Source organism: Clostridium senegalense (assembly GCF_018916625.1).
GTDB classification, from domain to species: Bacteria; Bacillota; Clostridia; order Clostridiales; family Clostridiaceae; genus Clostridium_J; species Clostridium_J senegalense.
The window spans coordinates 1-26878 of record NZ_JAHLNC010000008.1 but is presented as its reverse complement, the minus strand read 5'-3'; the positions used below and the strand labels follow the sequence as shown (position 1 = coordinate 26878).

General features: G+C 26.9%; 25 protein-coding genes and 1 riboswitch. Of the genes, 10 read left to right on the top strand and 15 right to left on the bottom strand.

What is annotated here, in order from left to right:
• Window positions 1-167: 167 nt before the first annotated feature.
• Window positions 168-2519 carry a helicase C-terminal domain-containing protein gene (locus tag KQI36_RS13220; RefSeq protein WP_216451264.1) on the bottom strand — a complete coding sequence of 784 codons (2352 nt, stop codon included), beginning with the start codon at window positions 2517-2519 and terminating at the stop codon, window positions 168-170.
• A 127-nt stretch (window positions 2520-2646) separates the two neighbouring features.
• Window positions 2647-2756, top strand: a riboswitch (TPP riboswitch).
• 55 nt (window positions 2757-2811) lie between these two features.
• On the opposite strand from KQI36_RS13220, the gene thiD reads away from it, so the two are divergent.
• From thiD to thiE, 3 genes are read left to right on the top strand one after another with little or no spacing between them, the layout of a single operon-like run.
• Window positions 2812-3597, top strand: coding sequence for a bifunctional hydroxymethylpyrimidine kinase/phosphomethylpyrimidine kinase (gene thiD, locus KQI36_RS13215; protein WP_216451263.1), 786 nt, complete (start codon window positions 2812-2814; stop codon window positions 3595-3597).
• 10 nt (window positions 3598-3607) lie between these two features.
• Window positions 3608-4408, top strand: a complete 801-nt coding sequence (gene thiM, locus KQI36_RS13210) for a hydroxyethylthiazole kinase (RefSeq protein WP_216451262.1) — start codon at window positions 3608-3610, stop codon at window positions 4406-4408.
• On the top strand, window positions 4401-5036 hold the full coding sequence (gene thiE / locus KQI36_RS13205; RefSeq protein ID WP_216451261.1) for a thiamine phosphate synthase: 636 nt from the start codon (window positions 4401-4403) through the stop codon (window positions 5034-5036). The genes thiM and thiE overlap by 8 nt, the downstream gene beginning before the upstream one ends.
• A gap of 48 nt (window positions 5037-5084) precedes the next feature.
• On the opposite strand, the gene KQI36_RS13200 is transcribed toward thiE, so the two are convergent.
• The 3 genes from KQI36_RS13200 to KQI36_RS13190 form a co-directional block, all read right to left on the bottom strand.
• On the bottom strand, window positions 5085-5231 hold the full coding sequence (locus KQI36_RS13200; protein ID WP_155844767.1) for a hypothetical protein: 147 nt from the start codon (window positions 5229-5231) through the stop codon (window positions 5085-5087).
• A 190-nt stretch (window positions 5232-5421) separates the two neighbouring features.
• On the bottom strand, window positions 5422-5664 hold the full coding sequence (locus tag KQI36_RS13195) for an AbrB/MazE/SpoVT family DNA-binding domain-containing protein (protein ID WP_010296157.1): 243 nt from the start codon (window positions 5662-5664) through the stop codon (window positions 5422-5424).
• Window positions 5665-6223: 559 nt separating this feature from the next.
• Window positions 6224-6715 carry a YajQ family cyclic di-GMP-binding protein gene (locus tag KQI36_RS13190; RefSeq protein ID WP_216451260.1) on the bottom strand — a complete coding sequence of 164 codons (492 nt, stop codon included), beginning with the start codon at window positions 6713-6715 and terminating at the stop codon, window positions 6224-6226.
• 237 nt (window positions 6716-6952) lie between these two features.
• On the opposite strand from KQI36_RS13190, the gene KQI36_RS13185 reads away from it, so the two are divergent.
• The 7 genes from KQI36_RS13185 to KQI36_RS13155 all read left to right on the top strand — a co-directional run bounded on the left by KQI36_RS13185 (window position 6953) and on the right by KQI36_RS13155 (window position 14733).
• On the top strand, window positions 6953-9457 hold the full coding sequence (locus KQI36_RS13185) for an ABC transporter permease (protein ID WP_216451259.1): 2505 nt from the start codon (window positions 6953-6955) through the stop codon (window positions 9455-9457).
• 14 nt (window positions 9458-9471) lie between these two features.
• Window positions 9472-10167 (top strand): ABC transporter ATP-binding protein, encoded by a 696-nt coding sequence (locus tag KQI36_RS13180; RefSeq protein WP_216451258.1) that lies wholly within the window; start codon window positions 9472-9474, stop codon window positions 10165-10167.
• A gap of 149 nt (window positions 10168-10316) precedes the next feature.
• Complete coding sequence (locus KQI36_RS13175) at window positions 10317-11252, top strand: dipeptidase (RefSeq protein ID WP_216451257.1); 936 nt, start codon at window positions 10317-10319, stop codon at window positions 11250-11252.
• A gap of 139 nt (window positions 11253-11391) precedes the next feature.
• Window positions 11392-11847 (top strand): DUF1499 domain-containing protein, encoded by a 456-nt coding sequence (locus KQI36_RS13170; protein ID WP_216451256.1) that lies wholly within the window; start codon window positions 11392-11394, stop codon window positions 11845-11847.
• A 153-nt stretch (window positions 11848-12000) separates the two neighbouring features.
• The gene (locus tag KQI36_RS13165) at window positions 12001-12882 is read left to right on the top strand and encodes a polysaccharide deacetylase family protein (protein WP_216451255.1); all 882 of its coding nucleotides are present in this window, start codon (window positions 12001-12003) and stop codon (window positions 12880-12882) included.
• A 51-nt stretch (window positions 12883-12933) separates the two neighbouring features.
• Window positions 12934-14277 (top strand): CCA tRNA nucleotidyltransferase, encoded by a 1344-nt coding sequence (locus tag KQI36_RS13160; RefSeq protein WP_216451254.1) that lies wholly within the window; start codon window positions 12934-12936, stop codon window positions 14275-14277.
• Window positions 14278-14472: 195 nt separating this feature from the next.
• Entirely contained in the window at window positions 14473-14733 is a 261-nt protein-coding gene (locus KQI36_RS13155) for a DUF1292 domain-containing protein (protein ID WP_010296135.1), read from the top strand.
• Window positions 14734-14782: 49 nt separating this feature from the next.
• Here KQI36_RS13155 and pdaA read toward each other — a convergent pair whose 3' ends face one another.
• From pdaA to rsxC, 11 genes are all read right to left on the bottom strand, one after another.
• Window positions 14783-15562, bottom strand: coding sequence for a delta-lactam-biosynthetic de-N-acetylase (gene pdaA / locus KQI36_RS13150; RefSeq protein ID WP_425321729.1), 780 nt, complete (start codon window positions 15560-15562; stop codon window positions 14783-14785).
• A gap of 299 nt (window positions 15563-15861) precedes the next feature.
• Complete coding sequence (locus KQI36_RS13145) at window positions 15862-17349, bottom strand: Na+/H+ antiporter NhaC family protein (protein ID WP_216451252.1); 1488 nt, start codon at window positions 17347-17349, stop codon at window positions 15862-15864.
• A 367-nt stretch (window positions 17350-17716) separates the two neighbouring features.
• Window positions 17717-19219, bottom strand: a complete 1503-nt coding sequence (locus KQI36_RS13140; protein WP_216451251.1) for a Na+/H+ antiporter NhaC family protein — start codon at window positions 19217-19219, stop codon at window positions 17717-17719.
• Window positions 19220-19925: 706 nt separating this feature from the next.
• Window positions 19926-20594, bottom strand: coding sequence for a deoxyribose-phosphate aldolase (gene deoC / locus KQI36_RS13135; RefSeq protein WP_216451250.1), 669 nt, complete (start codon window positions 20592-20594; stop codon window positions 19926-19928).
• Window positions 20595-20767: 173 nt separating this feature from the next.
• Window positions 20768-21187 (bottom strand): SoxR reducing system RseC family protein, encoded by a 420-nt coding sequence (locus tag KQI36_RS13130; protein ID WP_216451249.1) that lies wholly within the window; start codon window positions 21185-21187, stop codon window positions 20768-20770.
• Window positions 21188-21394: 207 nt separating this feature from the next.
• The gene (locus KQI36_RS13125; RefSeq protein ID WP_026022348.1) at window positions 21395-22243 is read right to left on the bottom strand and encodes an RnfABCDGE type electron transport complex subunit B; all 849 of its coding nucleotides are present in this window, start codon (window positions 22241-22243) and stop codon (window positions 21395-21397) included.
• A gap of 24 nt (window positions 22244-22267) precedes the next feature.
• Window positions 22268-22843, bottom strand: a complete 576-nt coding sequence (gene rsxA, locus KQI36_RS13120) for an electron transport complex subunit RsxA (RefSeq protein ID WP_010296117.1) — start codon at window positions 22841-22843, stop codon at window positions 22268-22270.
• A gap of 19 nt (window positions 22844-22862) precedes the next feature.
• Window positions 22863-23480, bottom strand: a complete 618-nt coding sequence (rsxE, locus tag KQI36_RS13115) for an electron transport complex subunit RsxE (RefSeq protein ID WP_010296115.1) — start codon at window positions 23478-23480, stop codon at window positions 22863-22865.
• A 2-nt stretch (window positions 23481-23482) separates the two neighbouring features.
• Window positions 23483-24043 carry an RnfABCDGE type electron transport complex subunit G gene (locus KQI36_RS13110; protein ID WP_010296114.1) on the bottom strand — a complete coding sequence of 187 codons (561 nt, stop codon included), beginning with the start codon at window positions 24041-24043 and terminating at the stop codon, window positions 23483-23485.
• Window positions 24044-24985, bottom strand: a complete 942-nt coding sequence (locus KQI36_RS13105; protein WP_216451248.1) for an RnfABCDGE type electron transport complex subunit D — start codon at window positions 24983-24985, stop codon at window positions 24044-24046.
• Window positions 24986-25000: 15 nt separating this feature from the next.
• A complete protein-coding gene (rsxC, locus tag KQI36_RS13100) occupies window positions 25001-26317 on the bottom strand; it encodes an electron transport complex subunit RsxC (protein WP_216451247.1) in 1317 nt (438 codons plus the stop codon).
• Between the last annotated feature and the right edge of the window lie 561 nt (window positions 26318-26878).

Below are 26878 nucleotides of genomic sequence, written 5' to 3'. Positions count from 1 at the left end.
AAACTTTATGAGTACCTATAAACGTTGATTTTACTATATGAAATCGTATAAATAGAGAAATTATTATAAGGATTTTGAATTGAATGAAAAGTGAAAGTGTATGTGAGATATATTTAATAAAAAACAAGCTAAGTGTTAAGATTATAACTCTATAGCTTGTTAATTTATTAAATAAAAAATTTTTTTATTATGTTTTTTGCAGAAGAAGGATTATTTACTATTTTTTGAGGAAAGAAGTGCTTTGGAAAAAGGTTTTGATATAGTTCAGTGGAAAATCGTTCATCTATTAAAAATATAATTCCTTTGTCAGTATCATTTCGAATAACTCTTCCAGCCGCTTGGATTATTTTATTTATTCCAGGAAATGTATACGCATAATGAAATCCAACTCCTTTTGTATCATCAAAATGATTTTTTATTAAGTTTTGTCTTAAGGAGATTTTAGGGAGTCCTACACCGACTATAATAGAACCTATTAACTTATCACCTTTTAAATCAATACCTTCTGCAAATACTCCGCCAAGTACGCAAAAACCAACAACATTATTTTCATTAAATTTGCTTAAAAATTCTAATCTATCATTTTCAGTCATAGATGATTCTTGAAGTAGTATATTGGTGTAATTAAATTCTTCAGTCATTATTTTATATATATCTTTCATATATTGATATGATGGAAAAAACACCATGTAGTTTCCTTTTTTAGAGTTTAAAACATTATCTATATAAATACAAACTCTATTATAGTTTGATTGTCTTTTTGCATATTTAGTAGAAACATCATTAGCTATAATAACTTCTCTATTGTCTATATTAAAGGGAGAAGGTAAGGTTATATTGTAATCACCATCTTCAAAAGATAATAATTCTTTATAGTAGTTCATAGGTGATAATGTTGCTGAAAATAATATTGTAGATATTGCATTTTTAAAAGGTGTTTTTAATGCTGAACTTGGATTTATACAAAATAGGTTTATGTTAAGTTCAGAGCCAGCTCCTTCGCTGTAACAAATATAATTATCATCAAAAATGTCATATATCTTTAAAAAATCATTAATTTTAAAGTATAAATCTAATACATTATCTTTAAATTTGATATTATCCTTTGTAAGATAATTAGCCATACTGTCAAAAGCAATTCCTAAATACTTTATAAGTTCAGGTGGTACTTTTTCAAATATATAAAAATTAGTTTCCTCATTATATTTTCTAATTTCAATCATAAGATTATTTACCTTGTCTAATTTTTTGTAAAGAGAATAATCTTCATTTTTTATAAGTTTTTTTAAGTTTAAAAATTCACTTTTCAAAAGTGATGATGAATACATGTCTCTGGCTCGTTCAACTAAGTTATGTGCTTCATCCACAAGTATTATATTTTCATTTTTCTTTTCATTAAAATATGTTTTAAGAGAAACTTTCATATCAAAAACATAATTATAATCACATATTATTAAGTCACAATAACTTATTAAGTCAAGAGAAATTTCGAAAGGACATACATTATGTTTATTGGCATATTGACACACTATGTCTTTATTTATATTTTCTTCATTGGTTATAATGTCTAAAATAGCCTTGTTAGCTCTATCGTAGTGACCTTTAGCAAATTTACAAAGGTTAGGATCACAGTTTGCAGTTTCTTGAAAACATATTTTTTCTTTTGCAGTCAAAGTTAAAGTTTTAATTTTAAGATTTTGCTCTCTTAAAAGGGTTATAGTTTTTTCTGCTATATCTTTAGTACTGCCTTTAGCAGTTAAGTAAAAAATTCTATTGCCAAGCTTTTCACCTAGTGCTTTTATAGAAGGAAATAAAGTAGATATAGTTTTACCAATTCCAGTAGGTGCTTCTAAGAAAAGTTTTTTATTATGTTTTATAGTTTTATATACCGCTACAGACAATTCACGTTGGTGTGGTCTATATTCCTTAAAAGGAAATGTTAAATTTTTTATGGAAGAATCTCTTAGTTTTTTGAAATTATAGTCTAAAATTAAGAATTTATAATATTTTTCAATAGTAGAATAAAAAAAATCATGTAGACTATCTATAGAGATGTTTTCTACAAAATCTTTTGATTGAAGAGTATCTCTATTAACATAAATAATTTTAATTGATATATCTTTAAGATTATAGAGTTTACAATACATATAACCATATATTTTTGCTTGAGCTATATGTAGATTATTATAGGATTCAATTGAAAGTATATCTCTTGAAGTACTTTTTATTTCTAATATTTCTCCATAATTATCTTTAGATATAACACCATCTATTCTTCCTTCTAAATAAATATTTAAATTCTTATAATTAAAAGTATCCTTAATAGGGACTTCCTTAGAAAATACTTCATCTTTTTCTTTATGTTCTTGTTCATATTCTTTTTGAACTGTTTTATGAATTTTTGTGCCTTCAATAGCAGAGTTGGAAGAAGCAAATTCATTATTTAAATCACCATATCTATAAACAAATTCTACTAAACTTCTAACTGAAAGTTTAGCATCAATACAATCTTTATTCAAAATCAAACCTCATTCCTTATTTATAAATTTAAAATAATCTATTATATATATTTTAACAAAGTATATAAGCTTTACAATATGGAAAATATTTATTATAGTTATATATGAGAAAGATTTCAAAAAATAAGAATATTTTAAAGGGAGCTAATGCATTGGCTGAGAGGAAGTTGTTGCCACTTCGACCTATAACCTGATCTGGATAATGCCAGCGTAGGATACCTAAAGTAGATATTTATATGCTCTTTACCAGTGTTAGGTAAAGAGCATTATTTTTTTAAAAGGAGTGTTAAAAATGAAAAAAGTACTTACAATAGCAGGATCAGATAGTGGTGGAGGTGCAGGAATACAAGCAGACTTAAAAGCTTTTTCTGCTAATAGAACTTTTGGTATGAGTGTTATAACAGCAGTTACAGCCCAAAATACATTAGGTGTGAAAGCTATACATGATATACCAGCAGACATTGTAGAATCTCAGATTGAAGCTATATTTGATGATATAGAAGTATCTGCTACTAAGATAGGAATGGTTTCTAATGAAAAAATTATAAGAAAAATAGGAGAAAAGTTAAGATTTTATGATGCAAAAAATATAGTAGTTGATCCGGTTATGGTCTCTACAACTGGTTATGATCTTTTAAAAATGGAATCTAAAAGAGCACTTATAGAAGAACTTTTTCCAATTGCAAAAATAGTAACGCCTAATTTAAGAGAAGCAGAAGTTATATGCGATATGAAAATAAATAATTTAAATGAAATGGAGCAGGCTGCTTTAAAAATATTAGATATGGGACCAGAATACGTACTTGTAAAAGGTGGTCATCTAAAAGGAAAAGCTACTGATTTACTTATGAGCAAAGACTCTACAATAATTTTAGAAAAAGAAAGAATAGATAGTAAAAATACACATGGAACAGGATGTACTCTTTCTTCTGCAATAGCAAGTAATTTAGCTAATGGTTATGATGTTGAAGAGGCAGTAAAGTATGCAAAAGAGTACATAACAGAAGCGATAAAGAAAAGTTTTGATGTTGGGCATGGAAGTGGTCCAGTAAATCATTTTTATAAATTTTATAAATAGAGGAGATATTATGAATTCAATATATAACTATTTAGAAGAATTAAGAGAAAAAACCCCACTAGTGTATCATATAACTAATATGGTCACAATAAATGATTGCGCTAATATAACATTAGCAATAGGTGGATCACCACTTATGAGTTTTAACGAGGAGGAACTAGAAGATATTTTGAAGTTTTCCTCAGCATTAGTTTTAAATATAGGGACTATGGATAATTCTATGATGAATATAGCTATTAAAGCTGGACAAATAGCAAATAAATTAAAGGTACCAATAGTTTTAGATCCAGTAGGTGTAGGTGCTACAAAAGAAAGAGTAAAATTTGTTGAAAAGCTTATAGAAATGGTTAAGTTTTCTGTTATAAAGGGAAATATGGGAGAAATTAAAACATTAATAGGTGATAGTGCAAAAATAAAAGGTGTAGATTCTAATGAAGATATGAAGGATGGAAAATATATTGGGTGTAAACTTTCAAAAAAATTAGGATGTACAATTGTAATTACAGGAAAAGAAGATTTAGTTTGTTATAAAGATAATATATATACTATAAAAAATGGACATAAACTTATGAGTAAAGTAACAGGTACTGGATGTATGACAGCATCTTTAATTGGAGCTTACTTAGGGGTTACAAAGGATAGTTTCACTGCTGGATTCCTAGGAACATTATCTATGGGGATATGTGGTGAAAAAGCAGTAAAAAGTTTAAAAAATAATGAGGGAACTGGTACTTTAAAAGTAAAAATTATAGATAATATATATTTATTAAATAAAAATGATTTAGAGTTAGGGGATGTTGTTTTTGAATAGAAATATAGATTATAAATTATATTTAGTTACAGATAGAGATGTTTTAAAAGGTAGAGATTTAAAACAAGCAGTTGAAGATGCTATTTTAGGTGGAGTGACTTTAGTTCAAATTAGAGAAAAAAATTGTAGTGGAAAAGATTTTTTAAAATATGCATTAGAGGTTAAATCTGTTACAGATAAATATTCAATACCACTTATAGTAAATGATAGAGTTGATATAGCTTTAGCAATAAATGCACAAGGTGTTCATATAGGTCAAAATGATATAGATGCTAAGTCTGTAAGAAAGATAATCGGGAATGATATGATACTTGGAATATCTGCATCAAACAAGGAGGAAGCTATAAAGGCGGTTAAAGATGGTGCTGATTATTTAGGGATAGGTGCTATGTATCCTACAAATGTAAAGAAAGATGCTATTAGTGTAAATTTAAATAATTTAAAAGAAATAGTTGATAATGTATCAATTCCAATAGTAGCTATAGGGGGCATAAATTTTGAAAACTCTTCTGAAGTATTAAATATAGGAATTGATGGTATAGCAGTTGTATCATCTATATTGGCAAATGAAGATGTTAAAAAAGCAGCTAATATTCTTTTAAATGAATGTAATAAATATTTAAAGTAAAAAATTAAAGGGAAAGGATTTAAAAACCCTTTCCCAATATATTTTCTATTAACACCAGTCGCAATCCCAACAGTTATTGCAACCACAACAATCATCATCAAAGTCCCCGCATAAAAGAAGTAGTATGATTATGCCACAAGGACCTATAATTGGCCAGAATAATAATAATAATACTAATAAACAAAGTTCATCCATTTTATAACCCCCGATTGTTAATTTTAAATAATTAACATATTTTTGCTGTTAATACTTAAGCTAATATTTAAATTGTTAGCTATATTGTATATTATGAAAAAAATATATAAAGGGTTACTTTTCATAACAATAAAGAAAAAATATTCTAAAAGATAATTTAAATTTTATTAGTATATATTAAATATTATATCTATTTTGAGCCAAGATCTTTAAGACAGTCTTCGCATATATTTTTTCCTTTATAATTTGTAACGTCTCTAGCGTTTCCACAGAAAATACATGCTGGTTCATATTTCTTTAGAATAATTTGATCACCATCTACATAAATTTCTAATGCGTCTTTAATCTCAATATCTAAAGTTCTTCTTAGTTCTATAGGTATTACTATTCTACCTAATTCATCTACTCTTCTAACTATACCTGTTGACTTCATTTTTATCCTCCTAATTGCTTTTATAAATTTATAAACACCTTATAAAAAATGTTTATATTATATATTATCAAAACTAACATGATTAAGTGTTAGTATTTATATGAAAAATATAGAAAAATTTTATAACTTAAAACATATTATTAAATTATCCAATTAATCTAAAAATATACATAATGTATAATTAAATTAAAAAATTTTTCAAATATCTATAGTTATTTTAATAATCTCTTAGAATAATAGTATATGTAAAAAATTATTAAATGGCACTTAAGTTCTTAGGAAAAATATATATAAACAAAGTTACAGTTTAATGACATTTTGTCAAAAAATAAAAAATAACATAAAATATTGATATGAAAAGAGATAAAAACTTAACTTGTTTATAAGTTTTGCCATAGGTTTATATAGAGAGTGTGTAAGGGATAGGTTAATTTTTAGTAGATAATTATTTTAATAATATTTAAGATTATCAATATACAGGTAAAAAAGTGAGTTTTAAAATTTATATTAAAAAATAAAAAACTTAATTTTATGTAAAATTAAGTTTTTTAAAGTATTATTATCTATAATTTGTAAATTGAAGGTCAATATTAAAATCTTTTGATTTTAATAGTTGTATAGTTTGTTGAAGATCATCTTTGTCTTTTCCAGTTACCCTTAATTGATTATCTAGTATTTGAGTTTGAACTTTAATTTTACTAGATTTGATTTCGGATACTAATTCTTTTGCCTTTTCTTTTGAAATTCCATTAATTATTTTAGCACTAGCCTTAGCAGCACCTAAAGAACCATTTTCTATTTTACCAAGCTCTAAAGCTTTTGGTGAAACACCTCTTTTTATAAATTTGCCTTTCAAGATATCTATTACAGCATTTAACTTATATTCATCATCAGAAACTATTTTAATTTCATCTTTACCAAGTTCTATAGCTGTTTTACTACCTTTAAAATCATATCTTTGAGATATTTCTTTTAATGCTTGATTTATAGCATTATCTACCTCTTGCATATTAACTTCTGACACAACGTCAAATGAATAATTACTTGCCATTTTAAAAACCTCCTAAATTTAAAGTCTAAATTTAACACATTCTATATAATTATACACTAAGGGAAATATAAAACAATAATTTAATAGTTTTCTAAGCAATAGTAAATGAAATTATTTGAAAAAATTTAAAAAAACAATAATTATTTTAAATAAAAATTAAAAAATATACATAATTTTGATTTTAACTGCTTTAATATGATAAAATTAATGAAAAATATAACAATAAGGAGAAAAACAATGCATATTTTATTCAAATTTATGATGAAAAATATATTTGAAAAGAAATTAAGGTTTGTTTTAATTGTATTTTCTATTGCAGTGGCTACTGCTATGACTTTTGCATCTATAGGGGTATCTAATTCGTACAATGAAATGATACTTGAAAAAATGAAAGCAAAAGTTGGGGATGCAGATTTAATTATTTATAGTAATGATAAAAATAAAATTACATTCTTAGATAGGACAGAAATTGAAAATGAACTAAAAAATAATAAATCAGCCTATATTTTTGATGGTGAAGGGATTTATAAAAGTGATAATAACATTTTGAAATTAAATATTAAAGGATGTGAAATAGAAGATTTAAATAGAATAAATTCTATAAAATTAATTGGTAATAGTGATGAAGGTTTAAGTTTAAAAGATAATGAGGTTATAATCTCTAATAATATTAGTGAAAAGTTAAATTTAAGTATTGGAGATAATATAAATTTAAAAGTTGAAGGAAAAGACATAATTGTAAAGGTGAAAAACATTGCTCTAAATAAAGGTCTTTTTTTAGAGAGTGCAGGTGAAATGAATATAATTATAGATAATAAGGGACTCTCGGAGTTATTATCTAGAGAAAAATTAATAACATCTGTACTTGTTAATGTTGATGATAAGGAAAATATTGAAGAATATAAAAGTCAATATAAAAATAATTTATCTAATTATGATATTAAAGAAACAATTAATAAACAAGATTTACAAAATCGTGTGAAACAATTTACATTGCCATTTTACCTTATGTTAATAATTGTATTAATAATGGCAGGGTTTATAATATATTCTGCCTACAAAGTGATAATAATTGAAAGAATGGCAGTGATAGGAACATTTAGAAGTATAGGAGCTACTAAGGTTTCAACTAATATAATTTTAATAATTGAAAGTCTTATTTATGGAGTATTAGGAGGTGGTATAGGTCTAATACTAGGAATACCAATTTTGAATTATTTATGTGATTCCACTAATGTTTTAAAAAGCTATGGGGTAGAAACTATAGTTAAAATAAATAATATAAATTATATATATAGTTTTTTATTAGCTATAAGTATTTCTTTTATAAGTTCAATTATACCTATAATAAATTCATCTAAAATATCAGTTAAAGAAATTATACTTGGTACTTTTAGTGAGAATAAAAAATTTAAATTAGGAAATTTACTATTGGCACTAATATTTTTAATTATACCTACAATATATTTATGCAAATATAAATTTACAGGGATATTTTTAATATCAATTTTATGTCCATTTCTAATTTTTATAGGTGCAGCATTAATATGCCCATATTTTATGAAGATATTTTCTTATTTATTTAAAGAAGTATATAGAGTATTTTTAGGTAATTTAGGCGCTATAGCTTTAGACAATATATCAAGTTCTAAAGCACTTATAAATAATGTTGTATTACTTATGAGTACACTATCTGCTGTTATTGCAATATATGTTGCATCTAACAGTGTAAGTGGATTAATTATAAATCAGTATGAAGATATGAATTATGATTTTAAAATACAAGGAAATAAATTAAAATATGCAAAGGATGATATTTATAATTTAGATTATGTAGATAATTATATGGAAGAGATTATCTTAAGTGGTGTAGATGTTAAAGATAGAGATTTAGAAATAAAAAGGCTAGAAGGAATTGAGGAAGAAAAATTTTTGGATTTTTATTCTAATGTGGAAATCTATGATAATAAAGGCGGCTTACAAGATAAAATTTTAAAAAATTTACAGTCAGGAAACAACATAATAATAAATAATATTCTAGCTAAGAAGAAGAATATAAAAATTGATGATAAAATTCAATTAAAAATAGAGGATAAAGAAATAACTTATAATGTAATAGGTTTTATAAAAGGAGACTATATAAATAATTTAGGAATAGCTTTAACAGATAAAGAATTATTAAAAGAAAATATTAGTGGAGGTTATGAAAATAATACACTAATAAAAAATAATAATACTTATGATGTTACAAGTAATATGTTGAAGGAAGATTTGGAAAGTTATAATTTGACTATAAGTAGTAAAGAAGAAGAACTAAAAGTAGATTTACAAGAAAATGAAGGGCTTATGAATTCATTAGAAAGTTTTTCACTTATGTCACTATTAATAGGTAGTCTTGGTATTATGAATAATCTTATGGTTAGTTTTATGTATAGAAAAAAAGAATTTGCTGTATTATCATCAGTAGGCATGAGCAGATTTCAAAGAGGGTATCTTTTACTTATTGAAGGCGCAACCATTGGAATAATCGGTGGAACCTTAGGAGCTTTGGAAGGAATTTTTATATCTAACTTTATAGAAGACATAACGTATTCCCTTGATGCCTATTTAAAAGTGGAAATTTCTATTAAGCTAGTAGTTTTACTTGGTGCATTAGGTGCAATATTAATAATGGTGGCATCAATAGTTCCTATAATAAAATCATCCAAATTATCAATAGTTGAGGAAATAAAATATGAATAGAAGGTGTACATAAAATGGAAACAATAATAGAGATTAAGAATTTACATAAAAATTTTAAAGTTGGTAGTGAAGATATAAAAATATTAAACAATATAAATTTGAAAGTTGAAAAAGGTGAATTTTTGTCTATTATGGGTCCATCAGGCTGTGGTAAAAGTACATTGTTATACTTGTTAGGAGGACTTGATGCTCCAACATCTGGTGAAATATACATAAATAATAGAGAAATTTCAAAACTTAAGGATAAGAGTATAAGTAAAGTAAGAAGAAGAGAATTGGGATTTGTATTTCAATTTTATAATTTAGTTCAAAACTTATCAGTAGAAGATAATATATTACTTCCAATACTATTAGATGGTGGTAAGCCTAAAAAATATGAAAAAGAATTGAAAGATATATTAAATATAATTGAAATGCCAAGTAAAAGAAAAGCACTGCCAAGAGAACTTTCCGGTGGTCAACAACAAAGGATAGCTATAGCAAGAGCACTTATAAATAATCCTGAGTTAATACTTGCAGATGAACCAATAGGAAATTTAGACTCTAAAACTGGTACTGAAATTATGAAACTTTTTAAAAAAATAAATAAAGAGAAAAATGTAACAATTATAAATGTAACACATTCTAGGGAATCGGCTAATTATGGTACTAATTTAGTTAATTTAAAGGATGGAAAAATTTTAAGTTATGAAAAGATATTTAATCTTTAGCTATACAGCTTTTAGGAATAAGTGGTAAAATTATATAGATACAAGCTCAAATTTGGAGTCTGTATCACTCTTTAGAGTATACAAGTTTAAAAAGGGGTAAGTTGAAACCTTATAATTAAAATTATTTTAAAAGAAGGGGATGGGATTATATGGCATTTATTGATTTACATTGTGATACAGCAAGTAGAATGTTATATGAAGGTTTAGATTTAAGAGAAAGTGAATGTAAAGTAAGTATAGAAAAATTAATAAAAGGTGGAGGGTTAGCTCAGTTTTTTGCTTTTTTTGTGGAATTAGATAATAAAAAAGATCCATTTTTAGAATTTAAAAATCAGTATGATAATTTTATATATGAAGTAAGCAAAAATAAAGATAAAATCCAGATAGTTACTAATCTTAAGGAATTAGAAAAGTGTAATTTAGAAAGTAAGGTAGGGGCTTTCTTGACTATAGAAGAGGGAGAAGTTTTAAAAGGCAATGTTGATATGGTAGAAGAGATTTATAAGCTAGGAATAAGACTTATAACCCTTACATGGAACTATAAAAACTCCTTAGGATATCCTAATTGTGAATTTGTATATAAAGATAATGGATTAACAGATAAAGGAAAAGAAGTTGTTGAGGCCATGGAACACTTTGGTATTATACCAGACTGCTCTCATTTGTCAGATAAAGGGTTTTATGATTTAGTAGACATATGTAAAAAACCATTTATAGCGTCACATTCTAATGCAAGAACTATTACTAATCATCCAAGAAATTTAACTGATGATATGATAAAAAAACTTGCTTTAAAAGGTGGAGTTATGGGAATAAATTTTTGCAGTGTTTTTTTAGGTGAAAGTGAAGAAGCTAAAATATCTCAAATGATAAATCATATAAAACATATAGCAAATGTAGGGGGAATAGGTATAGTAGCACTTGGTTCTGATTTTGATGGTATAGAAAATGAAGTTGAAATAAAAAATACAAGTGAAATGAATAATTTAGCATATGCCCTTAAAAAAGAAGGATTAAAAGAAAGTGATATTGAAAAAATATTTTTTAAAAATGTAAAAAATGTTTTAAAAGAAACTTTAAAATAATATTATAAATAACTGAGTATAAATAACTGAGTATAAATAAAAATATATTTTTATCTATATTCAGTTATTTTTTATAATTTTTAAATAAATGAGCACATTAATAGATATATATATTTTTTTATTAAAGGTGTGATATTAATTGAAAAAAAGAAATTTAATTTTATTAGGATTAGGTATAGCATCAGTATCAACAATAATAAGTAGAAATATAGTAAAACCTAAAAACTTAGGTGTAGTTAAGGGAAGATTACAAGAGATACCTAATAGGCCAAGTGCAGTGTCAACAGAAACGATTTACCATAATAAAAGGGTTGAAACTTTGCCTTTTAAAGGGGACTTAGAAGAGTCAAAAGAAAAAATAGTAAAGGTATTAAACTGTATAGGAGGGATATTGGTATTAAGGGTTGAATATGACTACATTTATGCAGTATCAACAACACCATTATTAAGATATCATGATGATATAGAGTTTTATTTTGATGAAAAATTACAATGTATTCATTATAGATCCTGCTCTAGAGTTCCATATTATGATTTTGGAACAAATAAAAACAGATATTTAAAGATAAGGGATTATTATTTTCATTTAGTATAATATATAGAAAGTTATTTAAGAATACAAGTAAATTTATTCTTAGATAGCTTTTTATATTATTAAGCATATATGAAAAGAATAAATTAATATAAACTACGTAAACTAAAAAAGAATATTTAATAGAAAAAATAAAGTTTGAAAAGAAGGGATTATATGAGAAGAAAATATTATAATATTTTAATTATTGCCATAGCATTTGTAGTAACCTTATTTGGAATAATAAATTATAAAAATTTAGATGAGAAAAGGTTAAAAACCACTAAAGTTTTTAATAATAATTTATATAAATATAATAAAGATATATATAAACCTAAAAATAGCAAAGAATTTATACAAGCTGTAAAAGCAAAAGATGAGGACAGAGCTGTTTCATATTACATATGCAATGAAAAAGATGAAAAAATTGTATATTTAACTTTTGATGATGGCCCAAGTGATAATACATCTAAAATATTAGATATATTAGACAAATATGATGCTAAAGCTACATTTTTTGTTGTTGGTCACGAAGATGAACCCTCTATAAACACATATAATGATATAATAAGAAGAGGTCATGCTATAGGTAATCATACTTATAGCCATGATTATAAATATATTTATAACTCTGTTGAAAATTTTTCTCAAGATTTTGATAAAATGCAATGTTTTATTAAAGAAAAATGTAATTATGATATGGAAATAGCTAGGTTTCCAGGCGGAAGCAATAATACGGTTAGTAATAGATATCATAATGATATAATGATAGATCTTAGTAAATGCTTAATAGATAAAAATATAACATATTTTGATTGGAATGTTGATTCTGGTGATGCTAATGGAACTACAATGGATGTAGATTACATAATTAAAAGTACTTTAGAGGGAGCAAGAAAATTTGATTCACCAATAATATTAATGCATGATGCACCTACAAAAAAAACAACAGTATATGCATTGTCCTGTATAATAGAAACCCTTAAAAATGAAGGGTATGAGTTTAGAGCTTTAAATTGTGATGAATATGTAATACAATTTTTAAGAGCAAAATACTAGTAAATAATCAGTAATAAAATATATATTTATTGATTAATAGGGGGGATTTTTTTGTTTTTACCTAAAGATGTGGAATTTATAATAGACACTTTATACAAAAAAGGATATGAGGCTTTTGTTGTAGGTGGTTGTGTTAGAGATGATATTTTAGGGAAAAAGCCTAATGATTATGATATAACTACTAATGCTAAACCTAATAAAGTGAAAGAAATTTTTCAGAGCTTAAAATTAAAAATTATAGAAACTGGTATTCAACATGGAACAATTACCTTAGTTTTAAATAATATTAATTATGAAATTACAACTTATAGAATTGAAGGGGACTATTTAGATAATAGAAGACCTAGTAAAGTTTTTTTTACAGAAAATTTGAAAGAAGACTTAAAAAGAAGAGATTTCACTATAAATGCAATGGCTTATAATAATTATGTGGGATTAATGGATTTTTTTCATGGTAGAGAAGATTTGAATAAAGGTATAATAAGGTCTATTGGTAATGCAAATGATCGTTTTAATGAAGATGGACTTAGAATGCTAAGAGCAATTAGATTTAGTACACAGCTAAATTTTAAAATAGAAGATAAAACTAAGGATGCTATATTGAGTAGAAGCTCATTAATAAAAAATATAAGTGTAGAAAGAATTACAGAAGAATTAAAGAAAATTTTAATAAGTGATATACCATCTAAAGGGATAAATGAATTAGTTAACTTAAAACTAATGGAATATATTATCCCAGAGATAATAAATCTTGTAGGATTTAATCAACAAAGTAAATATCATGATAAAGATATTTATTATCACACTATGGAAGTGTTAGATAATGTGGAAAATAATATTTCTTTGAGATTAGCAGCATTACTTCACGATATAGGTAAGCCTAATACATTTACTTTAGATGAAAAAGGTGGACATTTCTATTTTCATGAGGCTGAAGGAGCAAAAATTTGTAGAAGTATATTAGAAAGATTAAAATTTGATAATAAAATTAAGAAAACAGTAGTAATTTTAGTGAAAAATCACATGAGAGTTATAAAAGGGAATAATAAATATAAGATTAAGAAATATATAAATGAAGTTGGACAAGAAAATCTGAATTTAATTTTTTCACTAATGATAGCAGATAGGTTAGCATCACATAAAGATTATAGAGGATATGATGACATCTTAAATATGAAAAGTATGTGTAATAAAATTATAACATCAAATGAACCTCTTAAAGTTAAGGATTTACAGATAACAGGAGACGATATTATAAGATGTGGTATAAAGCCAGGAAAAGAAATAGGAAATATTTTAAATAATCTTTTAGAAAAGGTTTTAAAGGACCCTTCATTAAATGAAAGAAACATATTAATTAATGAAATATTAATTTATATAAAAAATAATAAGTAGATAAATGATTTAACATAATTGTAATAAATTCGTTGTTAAATAAATACTAATAGTATATAATTGTTACTATGATTTAAAAAGGAAGTTAGGTATGAAAAAGTAATAGAAAGCTATAGAATTTATAAATGATTTAATCTATTATTTTATTGAAATTGTCTTATATTCAAATTATTTATACATAAAGGAGAAATAAAAATGGAATTAAAAAAGAGAATGAAATTCATAGACCCAGAGACAAAAGAAGTTGTGGAATTAGAAGAGGTAGATAGAATAGAATTAAATGGCAATACATATTTATTATTAGCGCCACTAGACAACTCAGATGATGCTTACATATATAAAATTGTAAATATGGAAGGCGAGAAATACGAGCTTACTGAAGTTGAAGATGAAAAAGAATTTGAAGCTGTAGTAGCTGAATATGATAGATTATTTGATGAAGAAATGAACGAATAATAAAAAAGATGCCTAAAAATGTTTATTCATTTTCATAGGCATCTTTTTTCTATTCTAAAAGTTCAAAAGTATAACCTTGTTGTTTTGCTTCTTTTATAACATCTCCTAAAATTTCATTATTTGTTTTAGAGACAGCATGTATAAGCATTATAGAACCATTATGTAAACCATCTAAAATTTTTTTCTTTGCTTTTTCAGGTTCAGGTTGATTATTAATATCCCAATCATGATAAGCAAAACTCCAAAATACAGTTTTATAACCTAAATTTTTGGTCATAGCTAAACTACGTTGTGAATATTTACCCATTGGTGGTCTAAAAAATTTAGGCATTTCAGTTCCTGTAATTTCAGTAAATAACTCTTCTACATCAGTAAACTCTTTATTGAATTTACTTTCATCAGTGGCTACTTCAGGCATAGAAGGGTGATGGTTAGAGTGGTTTCCAACAATATGACCTTCATCTACCATTCTTTTTATGATATCTTGATTATCTCTGATATAAGGTAAGGTAACAAAAAAGATTGCTTTTACATCATTTTCTTTTAAAGTATCAAGAATTTTATCAGTATAACCATTTTCATAACCTTCATCAAAGGTTAAATATAAAACTTTTTTAGAAGTATCTCCAAGACAGTGTGCATCATAATCTTCGAATTTGAAAGATAATTTATCATTCAGACGTGGAGCTTCATGATTTCCATTGGGAACAAACCACCAGTCAATACAGGTGTTATCTACATTAGTATCCATCTTTTCAGCTTTTTTTTCTTTTTTCTCAAGTGGTTTATTATTTTTATCCTTTTCTGCTTTTATTGTTTGCATTACCATTTCATATTTTTCATTATTCTCAGGTAAGTATTGTCTGCAGTATGAAAAATATGAAAAAGCACAAGAACCAATAACTGCAACTGAAAGGGTAAGTGGCAGTAATTTACTTATTTTTTTCATTTAAGTGCTCTCCTTTCTACACAATATAATATTAGTTTACACAGATTTAAAGAATTTTATTACAATGAGAAAATATTAGTTTTTTACAAGTAGAAAGTAGAGTATAGTTTATTTTTTATATAAAAAGGTACTTGAACTTTTAATTTCAAGTACCTTTTTAAAAATATTATATTAAAATTTTAATTTATTGAAATTGAATTATCATTATTCAATGATTTTTTTTTTAATTTAACTTCAGGTTCACGTGGTAATTTAAATAATGGTATAAATCTATCAAGGCCAGTAAGAGTAAGTAAAAGTATAGAGATTACTGCAACAAAGGCCATAATATTATATTTTATAAAATCAGTTGCTGCAAATTGACGAAGAGGATATACAGCAGATGCTATGCCGGCATAAAAAGTTAAATATACATGCCATGGCAGTAGTTGAGATCCAAAAACTCCTAATGCATCAGAAAAAGTTGCATTTCTTAAACGAAGCTTGTACATAGCTTCATCATCACCTTCAACATTTTCTTCAACTAATTCTTTAATAATAGGTCCAATAGTAACTATTTGTGCCATTTCATCTGCAAGAAGTGCATTACCAGCTATTGAAAGAACACCATTCCAGAACATAAGTTGACGTACATTTCTTGAAAATAAAACTACAAGCCTTGATAGAGGTTCAAAGGCTTTCATTCTCGCCATTATACCACCAAAAGCACCAACCCACATCATCATTACAATAACCCATTTACCAGCTTCCTCAAATCCACCTTGAACTAAAGCTAAGAAGTCTGTTAAATTTGTAGTTCCAGCAAATGTTCCTAATATTAAAGAGGATATAATACCTATAGATAAACAAGCAAGTGTTGGAATACCCTTAACAGCTGCAGCTATAACAAGAATTAGTGGTATTATCATATAATACGGAACTCCAGATTTAACTTGGTTTAGTAAATCTACAGCTTCTGGTTTTTGTTCTTGTAACACACCCCAAACTTCCTTAGGAATTGCATCTATAGCAGCACTTCCTGAAGATACAGTTGTAGGTAATTTTAATGAAATTATATAAAATAAGATTGCTGTTATAACTAAACAGCTTAAAGACCAAACCCCTTGATGCTTAATTCTATCAATAACTTCAACATTTTGTATACCGGAACTAACAACAGTAGTATCAGATATAAGACCAATATTATCACCAAAACAAGAACCACCAGCTATAGCTGCCACTGTTATAAGTATGTTGCCATCAACAATGTGAGAAAGCCATAAAAATATAGGAGCACAGGCTGCAAAAGTTCCCCAAGAAGTACCTGTAGCAATTGAAAGTATTGAAGTAACTAAAAATCCTGTAACAGCAACAGTTCTAGCAGTAAGACCAAGTTCTAATGCTAAGTTAACTATTGATGCACCAACACCAGTAGACATAAATGCAGATGCCATAGCGTAGGCAAACATTAGAATAAAGAAAACAAGTTGCATTGATTTTACATTATCTACAGCACAATCAACAAGTTCATTAAATTTAATTTTTTCTGTTATTGTGGCAATTATAGCTGCATAAAGAGTTGAAAGTGGTGCTGCCATTAAAGCATCCATTTTCATCATCATCAAACCAGCTAAAAGAAATACTGGAGATAATTTTAAAAAACCAATTATAATTTTTTTAAAAGTCAATATAAACTCCCCCTTTTTATAACGTCAAAGTTTGGTTAAAGCGTATGTTTGTTTTAGAATTAAAAGTAGAGTTAAAATATTTCATATATTTTATGTTAAATATATATGAATATTTATAAACTAGTCATTTAATGCTAAAACAAGGTTTGGTTATAAGTAGATTATAAGGCCATACAAAAAAAAATTCAATATCTTTAGAAAATTCTAACAATTTGTTAATAAAGTTATAAACCTATAATTAATAAAGGAGAATTATGTTGAAAGTGAATTTTTATATGTAATTTTATAATGAAATAAGAGAGAAAAGTTATATATTAAAATAATAAAAAAGCTAGCATTTATATAATGCTAGCTCTACATACATATATTATGAAGTTGCTTCTAACTCATCGTTATAATTGTCATCTGTAGAAGCAGATTTCTTTTTAAGTCTAACCTGAGGCTCGCTTGGTATACCGAAATAAGGTATAAATCTATCAAGGCCAGTAAAGGTAAGAAGTAATAATGAGATTATTGCAACGAATGCCATAATATTATATTTTATAAAGTCAACTGGTGTAAATGTATATAGTGGATATACAGCATTTGAAATTGCTACATAGAATCCTAAATAAACATGCCATGGTATTATTTGAGAACCAAAAACTCCTAATGCACTTGAAAAAGTAGCATTTCTTAAACGTAATTGATACATGTCTTCTTCACTAGCTTCAACATTTTCATCAACTATTTCTTTAATAATAGGTCCAATAGTAACTATTTGTGCCATTTCATCTGCAAGAAGTGCATTACCAGCTATTGAAAGAACACCATTCCAGAACATAAGCTGACGTACATTTCTTGAAATAGAAACAACTAATTTAGAAATAGGTTCAAAGGCTTTCATTTTACCCATTATACCACCAAAAGCACCAACCCACATCATCATTACAATTACAGTTTGTCCTGCCTCAGAGAATCCACCTTCAACTAATTTTAAAAATTCAGGTACAGAAGTAGTTCCTGCAAATAATCCTAAGATTAGTGAAGAAATAATTCCTAAGAATAAACAAGATAATGTAGATAAACCTTTTATAGCAGCACCTATAACAAGAATTAAAGGAATTACCATATATATAGGAACACCTAATTTAACTTGGTTTAATAAATCTACAGCAGCAGGACGTTGTTCTTGTAACACACCCCATACCTCTTTAGGAATAGCATCTATAGCTGAAGCTGCATTAGTAGAAGATGCGTTTGAAAGTCCAAGATATGTACTTAAGAAATAGAATGCTATAGCAGTTATAACTAGACATATAATAGACCAAACACCTTGGTTTTTAAGTCTGTCTATAACTTCTACCTTTTGAATACCTGAACTAACAACGGTACAATCAGATATAAGTCCAATATTGTCACCAAAGCAAGAACCACCTGCAGTGGCAGCAACTGTTAATAAAACATTTCCATCAACTATATGAGAAAGCCATAAGAATATAGGTGCACAAGCGGCAAAAGTACCCCATGACGTTCCAGTAGCAACAGATAAAATACAAGTAACTATAAAACTTGTAACAGCAACTGTTCTAGCTGTTAATCCTAATTTTAATGCAACGTTAACTATAGCAGCACCTACGCCAGTAGCCATAAATGCAGCTGCCATAGCATATGCAAACATAAGTATAAAGAAAACAAGTTGCATTGATTTTACGTTATCTACAGCACAATCAATAAGATCATTAAATTTAATTTTCTCTGTCAAGTATGCCATCAATGCTGCCCAACAAGTTGCAAGTGGTGCAGCGATTAAAACATCCATTCCAGATATCATTAAACCTACAAGAACTCCAACTGGTGAAAGTTTTAAAAGTCCAATTAAAAAAGTCAATATAAATTCCCCCTCTACGTTAACCATCTTTATAATGATGGTAACTAAAAAAATAAAATAATAAATAAAAATTAAAAAAAAGTAGATTTATAAGTTTTTTGAAATAATTTTGTATGTTTAAGTAAATTATAGAATGAAAAAATAAACAATTCAATGTTTTGAGAAAATTCTAATACTTTATTAATAATTTATATACATATATTAAAAAATCTACGTGTATATTCAAGAAAATTCTAATTGATTTTTAAATTTATTTAAATTTTAAATCTTATATGTCTATTATATCATATTTTTTTATATATATTTAAATTTAAAAGTTATAAAATATATACCGAATCTAACAATATAAGCCATTTAATTAAATATTTATAAGAAAAAATAGGGTTTAATTAAATGAAAATGTAAAAAAATTAACAAAATGAAGATAAGAAAAATATAAAATTAACATTTTATTAACATAATATTCATAAATAATGGTTATTTAGGAAAATCTTTTTTTATTATAAATAATAAAGAGTAAATTAACAAGTTATTTTTACAAAAAAATTAAATTACTTTTAACAATGTGTAAAATAAATGAATGACATACAATTATTTTACACATTGTTAAATGTATATATAATTACATATATTTAATATAAAATCTATTTATAAAATATAAAAATGGTATGTTATCTTTTAATAAAATAACATACCATTTAAGATATTAATAATCAGATTTTACAGATTTATCATCATTTAAAATTGCAACGGAAGCACTAGCTCCAATTCTATTAGCACCAGCTTCTATAGCGTTTAATACATCAGCTTTAGTTCTAACTCCACCAGATGCTTTAACTCCAATATTTGGACCTACAACTTTTCTCATAAGTTGTAAATCTTTAGCATTAGCACCACCTGTACTAAAACCAGTTGAAGTTTTAACAAAATCAGCACCAGCTTCTACAGAAAGCTCACAAGCTTTTACTTTTTCATCATCAGTTAAAAGGCAAGTTTCTATTATAACTTTAACAAGTGCTTTTCCTTTAGCAGTTTCAACAACTTCTTTAATATCATTTAGAACTAAATCGTAGTTTTTATCTTTTAATGCTCCTACATTTATAACCATATCAATTTCATTAGCTCCAAGTTCTATAGATCTTGCAGTTTCAAAGGCCTTTGCTTTAGAATCCATAGCACCTAGAGGAAAACCAACAACAGTACAAACTAGAACTCCAGAATCTTTTAATTGTTCTGCAACAAATTTTGTGTAACAAGAGTTAACACATACAGATTTAAATTTATATTCTTTTGCTTCATCACATATTTTTTTTACTTGATCTAATGTAGTATCAGCTTTTAATATAGTGTGATCGATCATTGATGCAATATTCATATTGGTAACCTCCAAAAATTATATATTTAATAATAATTAATATAACATATTAACTACATAAATATTTATATTATATTAAAAAACAAAAAATATACTTTATTTATACAGTATATTTAAAAATATATTATATACTGTAAAGAAAAATATGTCAATTAGTTATGTTTTTAAAGATATTAATTTTTCTTAATCATCTTAAAATCATAACTGCCATCTTTAGATTTTTTATTTAATTTAGATGAAAGTAAAAATGAAACTACTAAAAATATCAAACCAATTATAGCACCAAAAAGTTCATAGTTTGATATATTTAATGCTTTGAAAGTAAAAACTCCTCCAAATAAACCAATAAGAGTCATTATTGTTGGAAATACATAAGCCCAAAAAGTCATACTAGAAAATGCTTTATTGTTAACTGAAACAGTTATTGTATCTCCAATATTAGCATTTAATGTGTTTTCTACAGGGATTATAATAGTATCAGAAGGGCAAGGTGATTTACAACTGCCACAATTTCCTCCACATCCAGATTTTTTTATAAAAGCAATTTCAGCAATATCGCCGTTGATTCTTTTTACGACACCGTTTTGTTCCATAACTTTCGCCTCCTTAATTTAATATTAAATTAAATATATGTAAAATACAAATACAGTTGATTATAGGTTTCCAAGTTAATTTCTAAAAAATTGATTATTTACAAAAATAAAAAACTATAAATATACATAAAAATATTGTTTAAATTAAAACCATTAGAGAAGATATATTCTTCTCTAATGGTTTTATAAGTTTTACTATCTAAAATTTTAAGCTTTAATAGTTTCACTTTCTTTAGGTTCTACTTTGTTAGTGTTTGCTGGTTTACGTAAATTTTCTATACAATGTTTTGGACATTTAGTAGCACATATTCCACAGTTAACACACTTAGAATAATCAATTACAGGTAAGTTGTTTACCATAGTAATTGCTTCTTTAGGACAGTTTTTAGCACATAAGCCACAACCAATACATCCTACAGCACAAGCATCCATAACATCTTTTCCTTTGTTATTAGAATTACATTGTATACGTACTTTAGATTCTTTAGGTACAAGAGCAATTACACCTTTAGGACAAGCAGTAACACAAGCACCACAAGCCACGCAGTTTTCTTTATTAACCTTAGCAATTCCATCTACTATTTCTAAAGCATCAAATTTACAAGCTTTAACACAACTTCCTAAGCCTAAACATCCAAAATCACAAGATTTATTACCTGTACCAGGAGTGTTCATAGCCATATTACAATCTTTTACGCCGTAGTAAATAGATTTTGTTTTAGCTTTATCACAAGTTCCGTTACATTTAACATAAGCAACTTGTGGATCAGAAGTTTCAACAGATACACCTAAAATCTCAGATATACCAGCAGAAGCTGTAGCACCGCCAGGATTACAAAGATTTGGCTTAGCACCATCATTAACAACTGCTTCTGCATAGGCATCACAACCAGCAAATCCACAAGCACCACAGTTAGCACCAGGTAGACAGTTACGAACTTTAGGTATTCTATCATCTACTTCAACTTTAAATTTATCATTAGCATATCCAAGTAATAAACCAAATAAAAGACCGAGACCTCCAAGGCTTAATACAGGAAATAATATTTCTTTAATTCCAATGTCCATTAAAATGCCTCCTTATATAAGACCACTGAATCCAAAGAATGCTATAGCCATAATTCCTGCTGTAATTAATGCAAGAGGCAATCCTTTGAACGCTTCTGGTATATCGGTATTTTCTTCCATTCTTTCTCTAAGACCTGCAAGTAAAACTATTGCAAGCATATAACCAAGTGCCGCACCGGCAGAATTAACAATAGATTCTATTAAGTTATAGTTATTGTCCATGTTTAAAACAGCAATACCTAAAACAGCACAGTTAGTTGTTATAAGTGGTAAGAATATACCTAATGCTTTATAAAGACTAGGGTTAGTTTTCTTTACAACTATTTCAACAAATTGAACTAATGCAGCTATAACTAATACGAATGCTAGTGTAGATAAATACCCAATATCAAGAGGTATTAATATACACTTATTAACTATATAAGTAATTATTGAAGCAAGTATCATAACGAATACAACAGCAAGCCCCATACCTTTAGCAGTTTCAGTTTTTTTAGAAACTCCTAGGAAAGAACATATTCCTAAGAACTTTGATAAGATTACGTTATTAACAAGTAACGCACTTATAAATATTGCAAAAAGTCCCAAATTTATTCACCTCTTTATATTATTTTGAAAGTTTAGATTTTTTAGCACTAGAAATCTTGTATTGATTTAATATGGCTAGTAGTACTCCTAAAGTTATGAAAGCACCAGGTGCAAGAAGCATAATTCCTGCTGGTTCATAAGCTTTTGGTAGAACTTGTAATCCATAAAAAGTTCCAGCTCCTAATATTTCTCTTACAGAAGCTAATACAGTTAATGCTAAAGTAAATCCAAGACCCATACCAATAGCATCAAATATAGAATCAATAACTGTATTCTTAGAAGCATAAGCTTCAGCTCTTCCAAGAATTATACAGTTAACAACTATAAGCGGTATGAATAATCCTAACTCTTTATATAAATCAGGTAAATATCCTTGTACTAAAAATTGAATCAAAGTAACAAAGCTAGCAATAATAACTATAAATGCTGGTATTCTGATTTTATCAGGAATACATTTTCTAAGTAGTGCTATAACTGCATTTGATCCTATAAGAACTGCAGTTGCTGCAAGGCCCATACCAATGGCATTTTTTACGTTACTTGTAGTAGCCAGGGTAGGACACATAGCTAAAACTTGTATAAAAACAGGGTTTTCAACAATTATACCCGCTTTTAATCTTTCTGTAAGTTTACTCATGATTACTGCGCTCCTTTCAGATTTTCATTAAATAGTTTAACAGCATTATTAACTCCAGCTGTAACAGCTTTAGATGTTATAGTAGCACCAGAGATTGCTAAAATTTTATCATCAGAACCACTTTCTTTATCCACAGATAGTTCAGTAGCTTCTTTATCTTTAAATTGATCTATAAACTCAGGTTCTTTAGCTTTACTACCAAGGCCTGGAGTTTCGCTTAGTGATAAAATTTGTACACCTTCGATTTTACCATCTTCAGATATACCAATCATCATGTTAATAGGTCCGCCATATCCTTTGCTAGATACGTTTATACAGTAGCCAACATTTTTACCATCTTTAGTTCCAGCTTCAACGCCAAGAATTTCTTCTGTTATTTCAACATCTTTTACAGTGGTAAAATCTTCAGCTTCAGGTAATATAACCTTCATAGCTGCAACCTTTTCTTCTTTTTCTTTAGCTAAAATAGGTCCCATAGTAACTGAATGGGCAACAGATAATATAAGTCCAGCAATTGCTGTAATTATAAGAAGTATTCCACCTAATTTAAAATTTTCTTTCACTTATTTTACCTCCCCAAAAGCACGTGGCTTAACATATTTATCGATTATAGGTACAAACAAGTTCATGATTAATATTGAATAAGATACACCTTCAGCATATCCACCAAATATACGAATAACTGTAGTTAAAATACCACAACATACACCAAAGATTACTTGTCCTTTTTTAGTCATAGGAGATGTAGTGTAATCTGTAGCCATAAATATTGCACCAATCATTAATCCACCTGAGAACATTTCAATAATTGCTTGGTTAACAGTAAAACTATCTCTACCTATAAATCCTAATATTAATGTAAGAATTAATGTAGTTCCTATATAAGCTACAGGAATATGAAAAGTAATAACTTTTCTATATAATAGATAAGCAAAACCTATAAGTAACGCTAATGCAGAAATTTCACCAATACAACCGCCTACATTACCTAAAAATGCATCTGCAATTGAAGGCATTGAGCCACCACCATACTTAGCAATAGCAAGAGGTGTTGCTGTAGAAACTCCATTTAGTGTCCATTCTGTCATATGACCAGGATAAGCAGATAATAAGAAAGCTCTACCTAATAGTGCAGGGTTTACTATATTTTGTCCAATTCCTCCAAAGAAGCATTTAACAACTATGATAGAAACAGCACTTCCTACAACACAAATCCAAATAGGGGCAGTTGGTGGAAGATTATAAGCTAAAAGTATTCCTGTAACAACTGCACTTAAATCTTTTATAGTAATAGGGCGTTTTGTTATTTTTTGAAATAAATATTCAAAAACTACGCAAGAAACTACACAAGCAATTGTAACTACAAGTGCTCCAATTCCTAAATATATAACTCCTGCAATTAGAGCAGGCATTAAAGCAATAACAACATCTCTCATTATAGTGTTTACAGAGTCTTTAGACTTTATATGAGGAGATGATGATACTGTAAATAACTTTTCAGACATATTTTTTCACCTCAATTATTTACTTTTCTTTCTATTGTTCATTATTACTCGTTTTCCTTCACGACAAGATTGAGTTAAGTGTCTTTTAGCAGGACAAATATAAGAACAAGCACCACATTCTATACAAGATAGTCCGCTATTCTTTTCAAACTCTTCAAACTCTCCTCTTAAGACTAAACTATTTAATTTAGATGGTACAAGCCACATAGGGCATGCTGTTACACATCTACCACATCTTATACAATTAGATTCTTCAGAAAGATCTGCTTGATCTTTTAAAAGTGCTAATACTCCAGAGGTACCTTTAATTGAAGGAACTTCTAATGATATAAGTGACATTCCCATCATTGGTCCACCAGATAAAACCTTAACTGGATCTTCTTTGAATCCACCACAAGCATCTACAAGTTCAGTTAATGAAGTACCAAATTTAACTTGTAAATTTTTAGGTTCTTTAACTGCTTCACCAGTAATAGTAACAATTCTATCTGTTAAAGGTCTTCCTTTTATAACAACATCACGTATAGCGTAGATTGTTGCTAAATTTTGTACTATACAACCTACATCAGCTGGAAGTTTTCCAGTTGGAACAGCTCTTTTAGTAAGGGCGTAAATAAGTTGCTTTTCAGCACCTTGTGGATATTTAGTTTTTAAACTTTTTACTTCAATACCTTTATATTCTTCAAGTGCAGATTGAAGAATTGATATTGCATCACTTTTGTTATCTTCTATACCAATATAAATATTAGCTTTAGGGAACATATGTTTAATAATCTCTAAGCCTTCTATAATTTCTGCATGTTTTTCAAGCAATAATCTATAGTCACAAGTTAAATAAGGTTCACATTCAGCCCCATTTATAATAATTGTGTCTATTTCTTGCTTTGGTGAAAGCTTTACATGAGTTGGGAAACATGCTCCGCCAAGTCCCACAATCCCACCTTCGTTTATAATTTTTAGCAGTTCATCTTTTGAAAGTGATTTATAATCTTCATGTGGAGTAAATTCACATTCCTCATATAGACCATCATTTTCAATTACGATTGACATGATTTTTTTACCGCTAGGGTGAAGCATTGGTACAACATTTTTAACTGTACCTGATACACTTGAATGAATTGGAGCAGATACAAAACCTGTAGCCTGTCCAATTTTTTGACCAACTAGAACCCTATCACCTTTTTTTACTATTGGTTCACAAGGTGCACCGATATGTTGGCTCATTGGAAATACTAAGTCTTTTTTTGGTAGTAAAGGTTCAATTGCTTTGTCTTTACTTAGAGTTTTTCCATGTGGTGGATGAATACCACCTTTGAAACTAAAAAGTCCCATAAATAATCCTCCTTTTTGTATTCTGAAAGTTAAAAAAATTAACATTTATAAATTAAATGTATGTATACAATTAAAATTATAAGACAAATTATGCGATTTGTAAAATATTTAACCTAATATTAAAAATTTAACAAATTTATATAAATTATAAAAATTAATGTTTAATATTTTAAAAGAAATATTAAACATTAATTTTTATAAAAAATAGCTTTAAATTTAATACAATTAAAATAAATCTATTAAATTTAAAAGGAAAATACATAGTAAAGTAGAAAAAAAGTAATATTAAAATCCTTTAAAAGTCTGTATATTTCAACAAAATTGCTATGAAATATATGGTAAAAATATTAATATTATAAAAAGTAGATGAAAAATGTCGAAAAATACGAAAAGTCTTTAATTTGAATTATAACTATAATTTTATATCAAAATTTTAAAAATTATTTTAATATAAAATTAAAAAAATATTTTAATATTTAAAAAAATATGTAGTAAATTTAACAATCATAGAGAAAAATATATATTATTTGGTAAAAAAGTAGGATGATTTCTAAAAAAATA

Bases quoted from the DNA above. Each gene is read 5' to 3' on its own strand.
- thiD (WP_216451263.1), top strand. From the start codon at position 2,812: ATGAAAAAAGTACTTACAATAGCAGGATCAGATAGTGGTGGAGGTGCA.
- thiM (WP_216451262.1), top strand. From the start codon at position 3,608: ATGAATTCAATATATAACTATTTAGAAGAATTAAGAGAAAAAACCCCA.
- KQI36_RS13200 (WP_155844767.1), bottom strand. From the start codon at position 5,231: ATGGATGAACTTTGTTTATTAGTATTATTATTATTATTCTGGCCAATT.
- KQI36_RS13195 (WP_010296157.1), bottom strand. From the start codon at position 5,664: ATGAAGTCAACAGGTATAGTTAGAAGAGTAGATGAATTAGGTAGAATA.
- KQI36_RS13190 (WP_216451260.1), bottom strand. From the start codon at position 6,715: ATGGCAAGTAATTATTCATTTGACGTTGTGTCAGAAGTTAATATGCAA.
- KQI36_RS13185 (WP_216451259.1), top strand. From the start codon at position 6,953: ATGCATATTTTATTCAAATTTATGATGAAAAATATATTTGAAAAGAAA.
- KQI36_RS13180 (WP_216451258.1), top strand. From the start codon at position 9,472: ATGGAAACAATAATAGAGATTAAGAATTTACATAAAAATTTTAAAGTT.
- KQI36_RS13175 (WP_216451257.1), top strand. From the start codon at position 10,317: ATGGCATTTATTGATTTACATTGTGATACAGCAAGTAGAATGTTATAT.
- KQI36_RS13165 (WP_216451255.1), top strand. From the start codon at position 12,001: ATGAGAAGAAAATATTATAATATTTTAATTATTGCCATAGCATTTGTA.
- KQI36_RS13155 (WP_010296135.1), top strand. From the start codon at position 14,473: ATGGAATTAAAAAAGAGAATGAAATTCATAGACCCAGAGACAAAAGAA.
- pdaA (WP_425321729.1), bottom strand. From the start codon at position 15,562: ATGGTAATGCAAACAATAAAAGCAGAAAAGGATAAAAATAATAAACCA.
- deoC (WP_216451250.1), bottom strand. From the start codon at position 20,594: ATGAATATTGCATCAATGATCGATCACACTATATTAAAAGCTGATACT.
- KQI36_RS13130 (WP_216451249.1), bottom strand. From the start codon at position 21,187: ATGGAACAAAACGGTGTCGTAAAAAGAATCAACGGCGATATTGCTGAA.
- rsxE (WP_010296115.1), bottom strand. From the start codon at position 23,480: ATGAGTAAACTTACAGAAAGATTAAAAGCGGGTATAATTGTTGAAAAC.
- KQI36_RS13105 (WP_216451248.1), bottom strand. From the start codon at position 24,985: ATGTCTGAAAAGTTATTTACAGTATCATCATCTCCTCATATAAAGTCT.
- rsxC (WP_216451247.1), bottom strand. From the start codon at position 26,317: ATGGGACTTTTTAGTTTCAAAGGTGGTATTCATCCACCACATGGAAAA.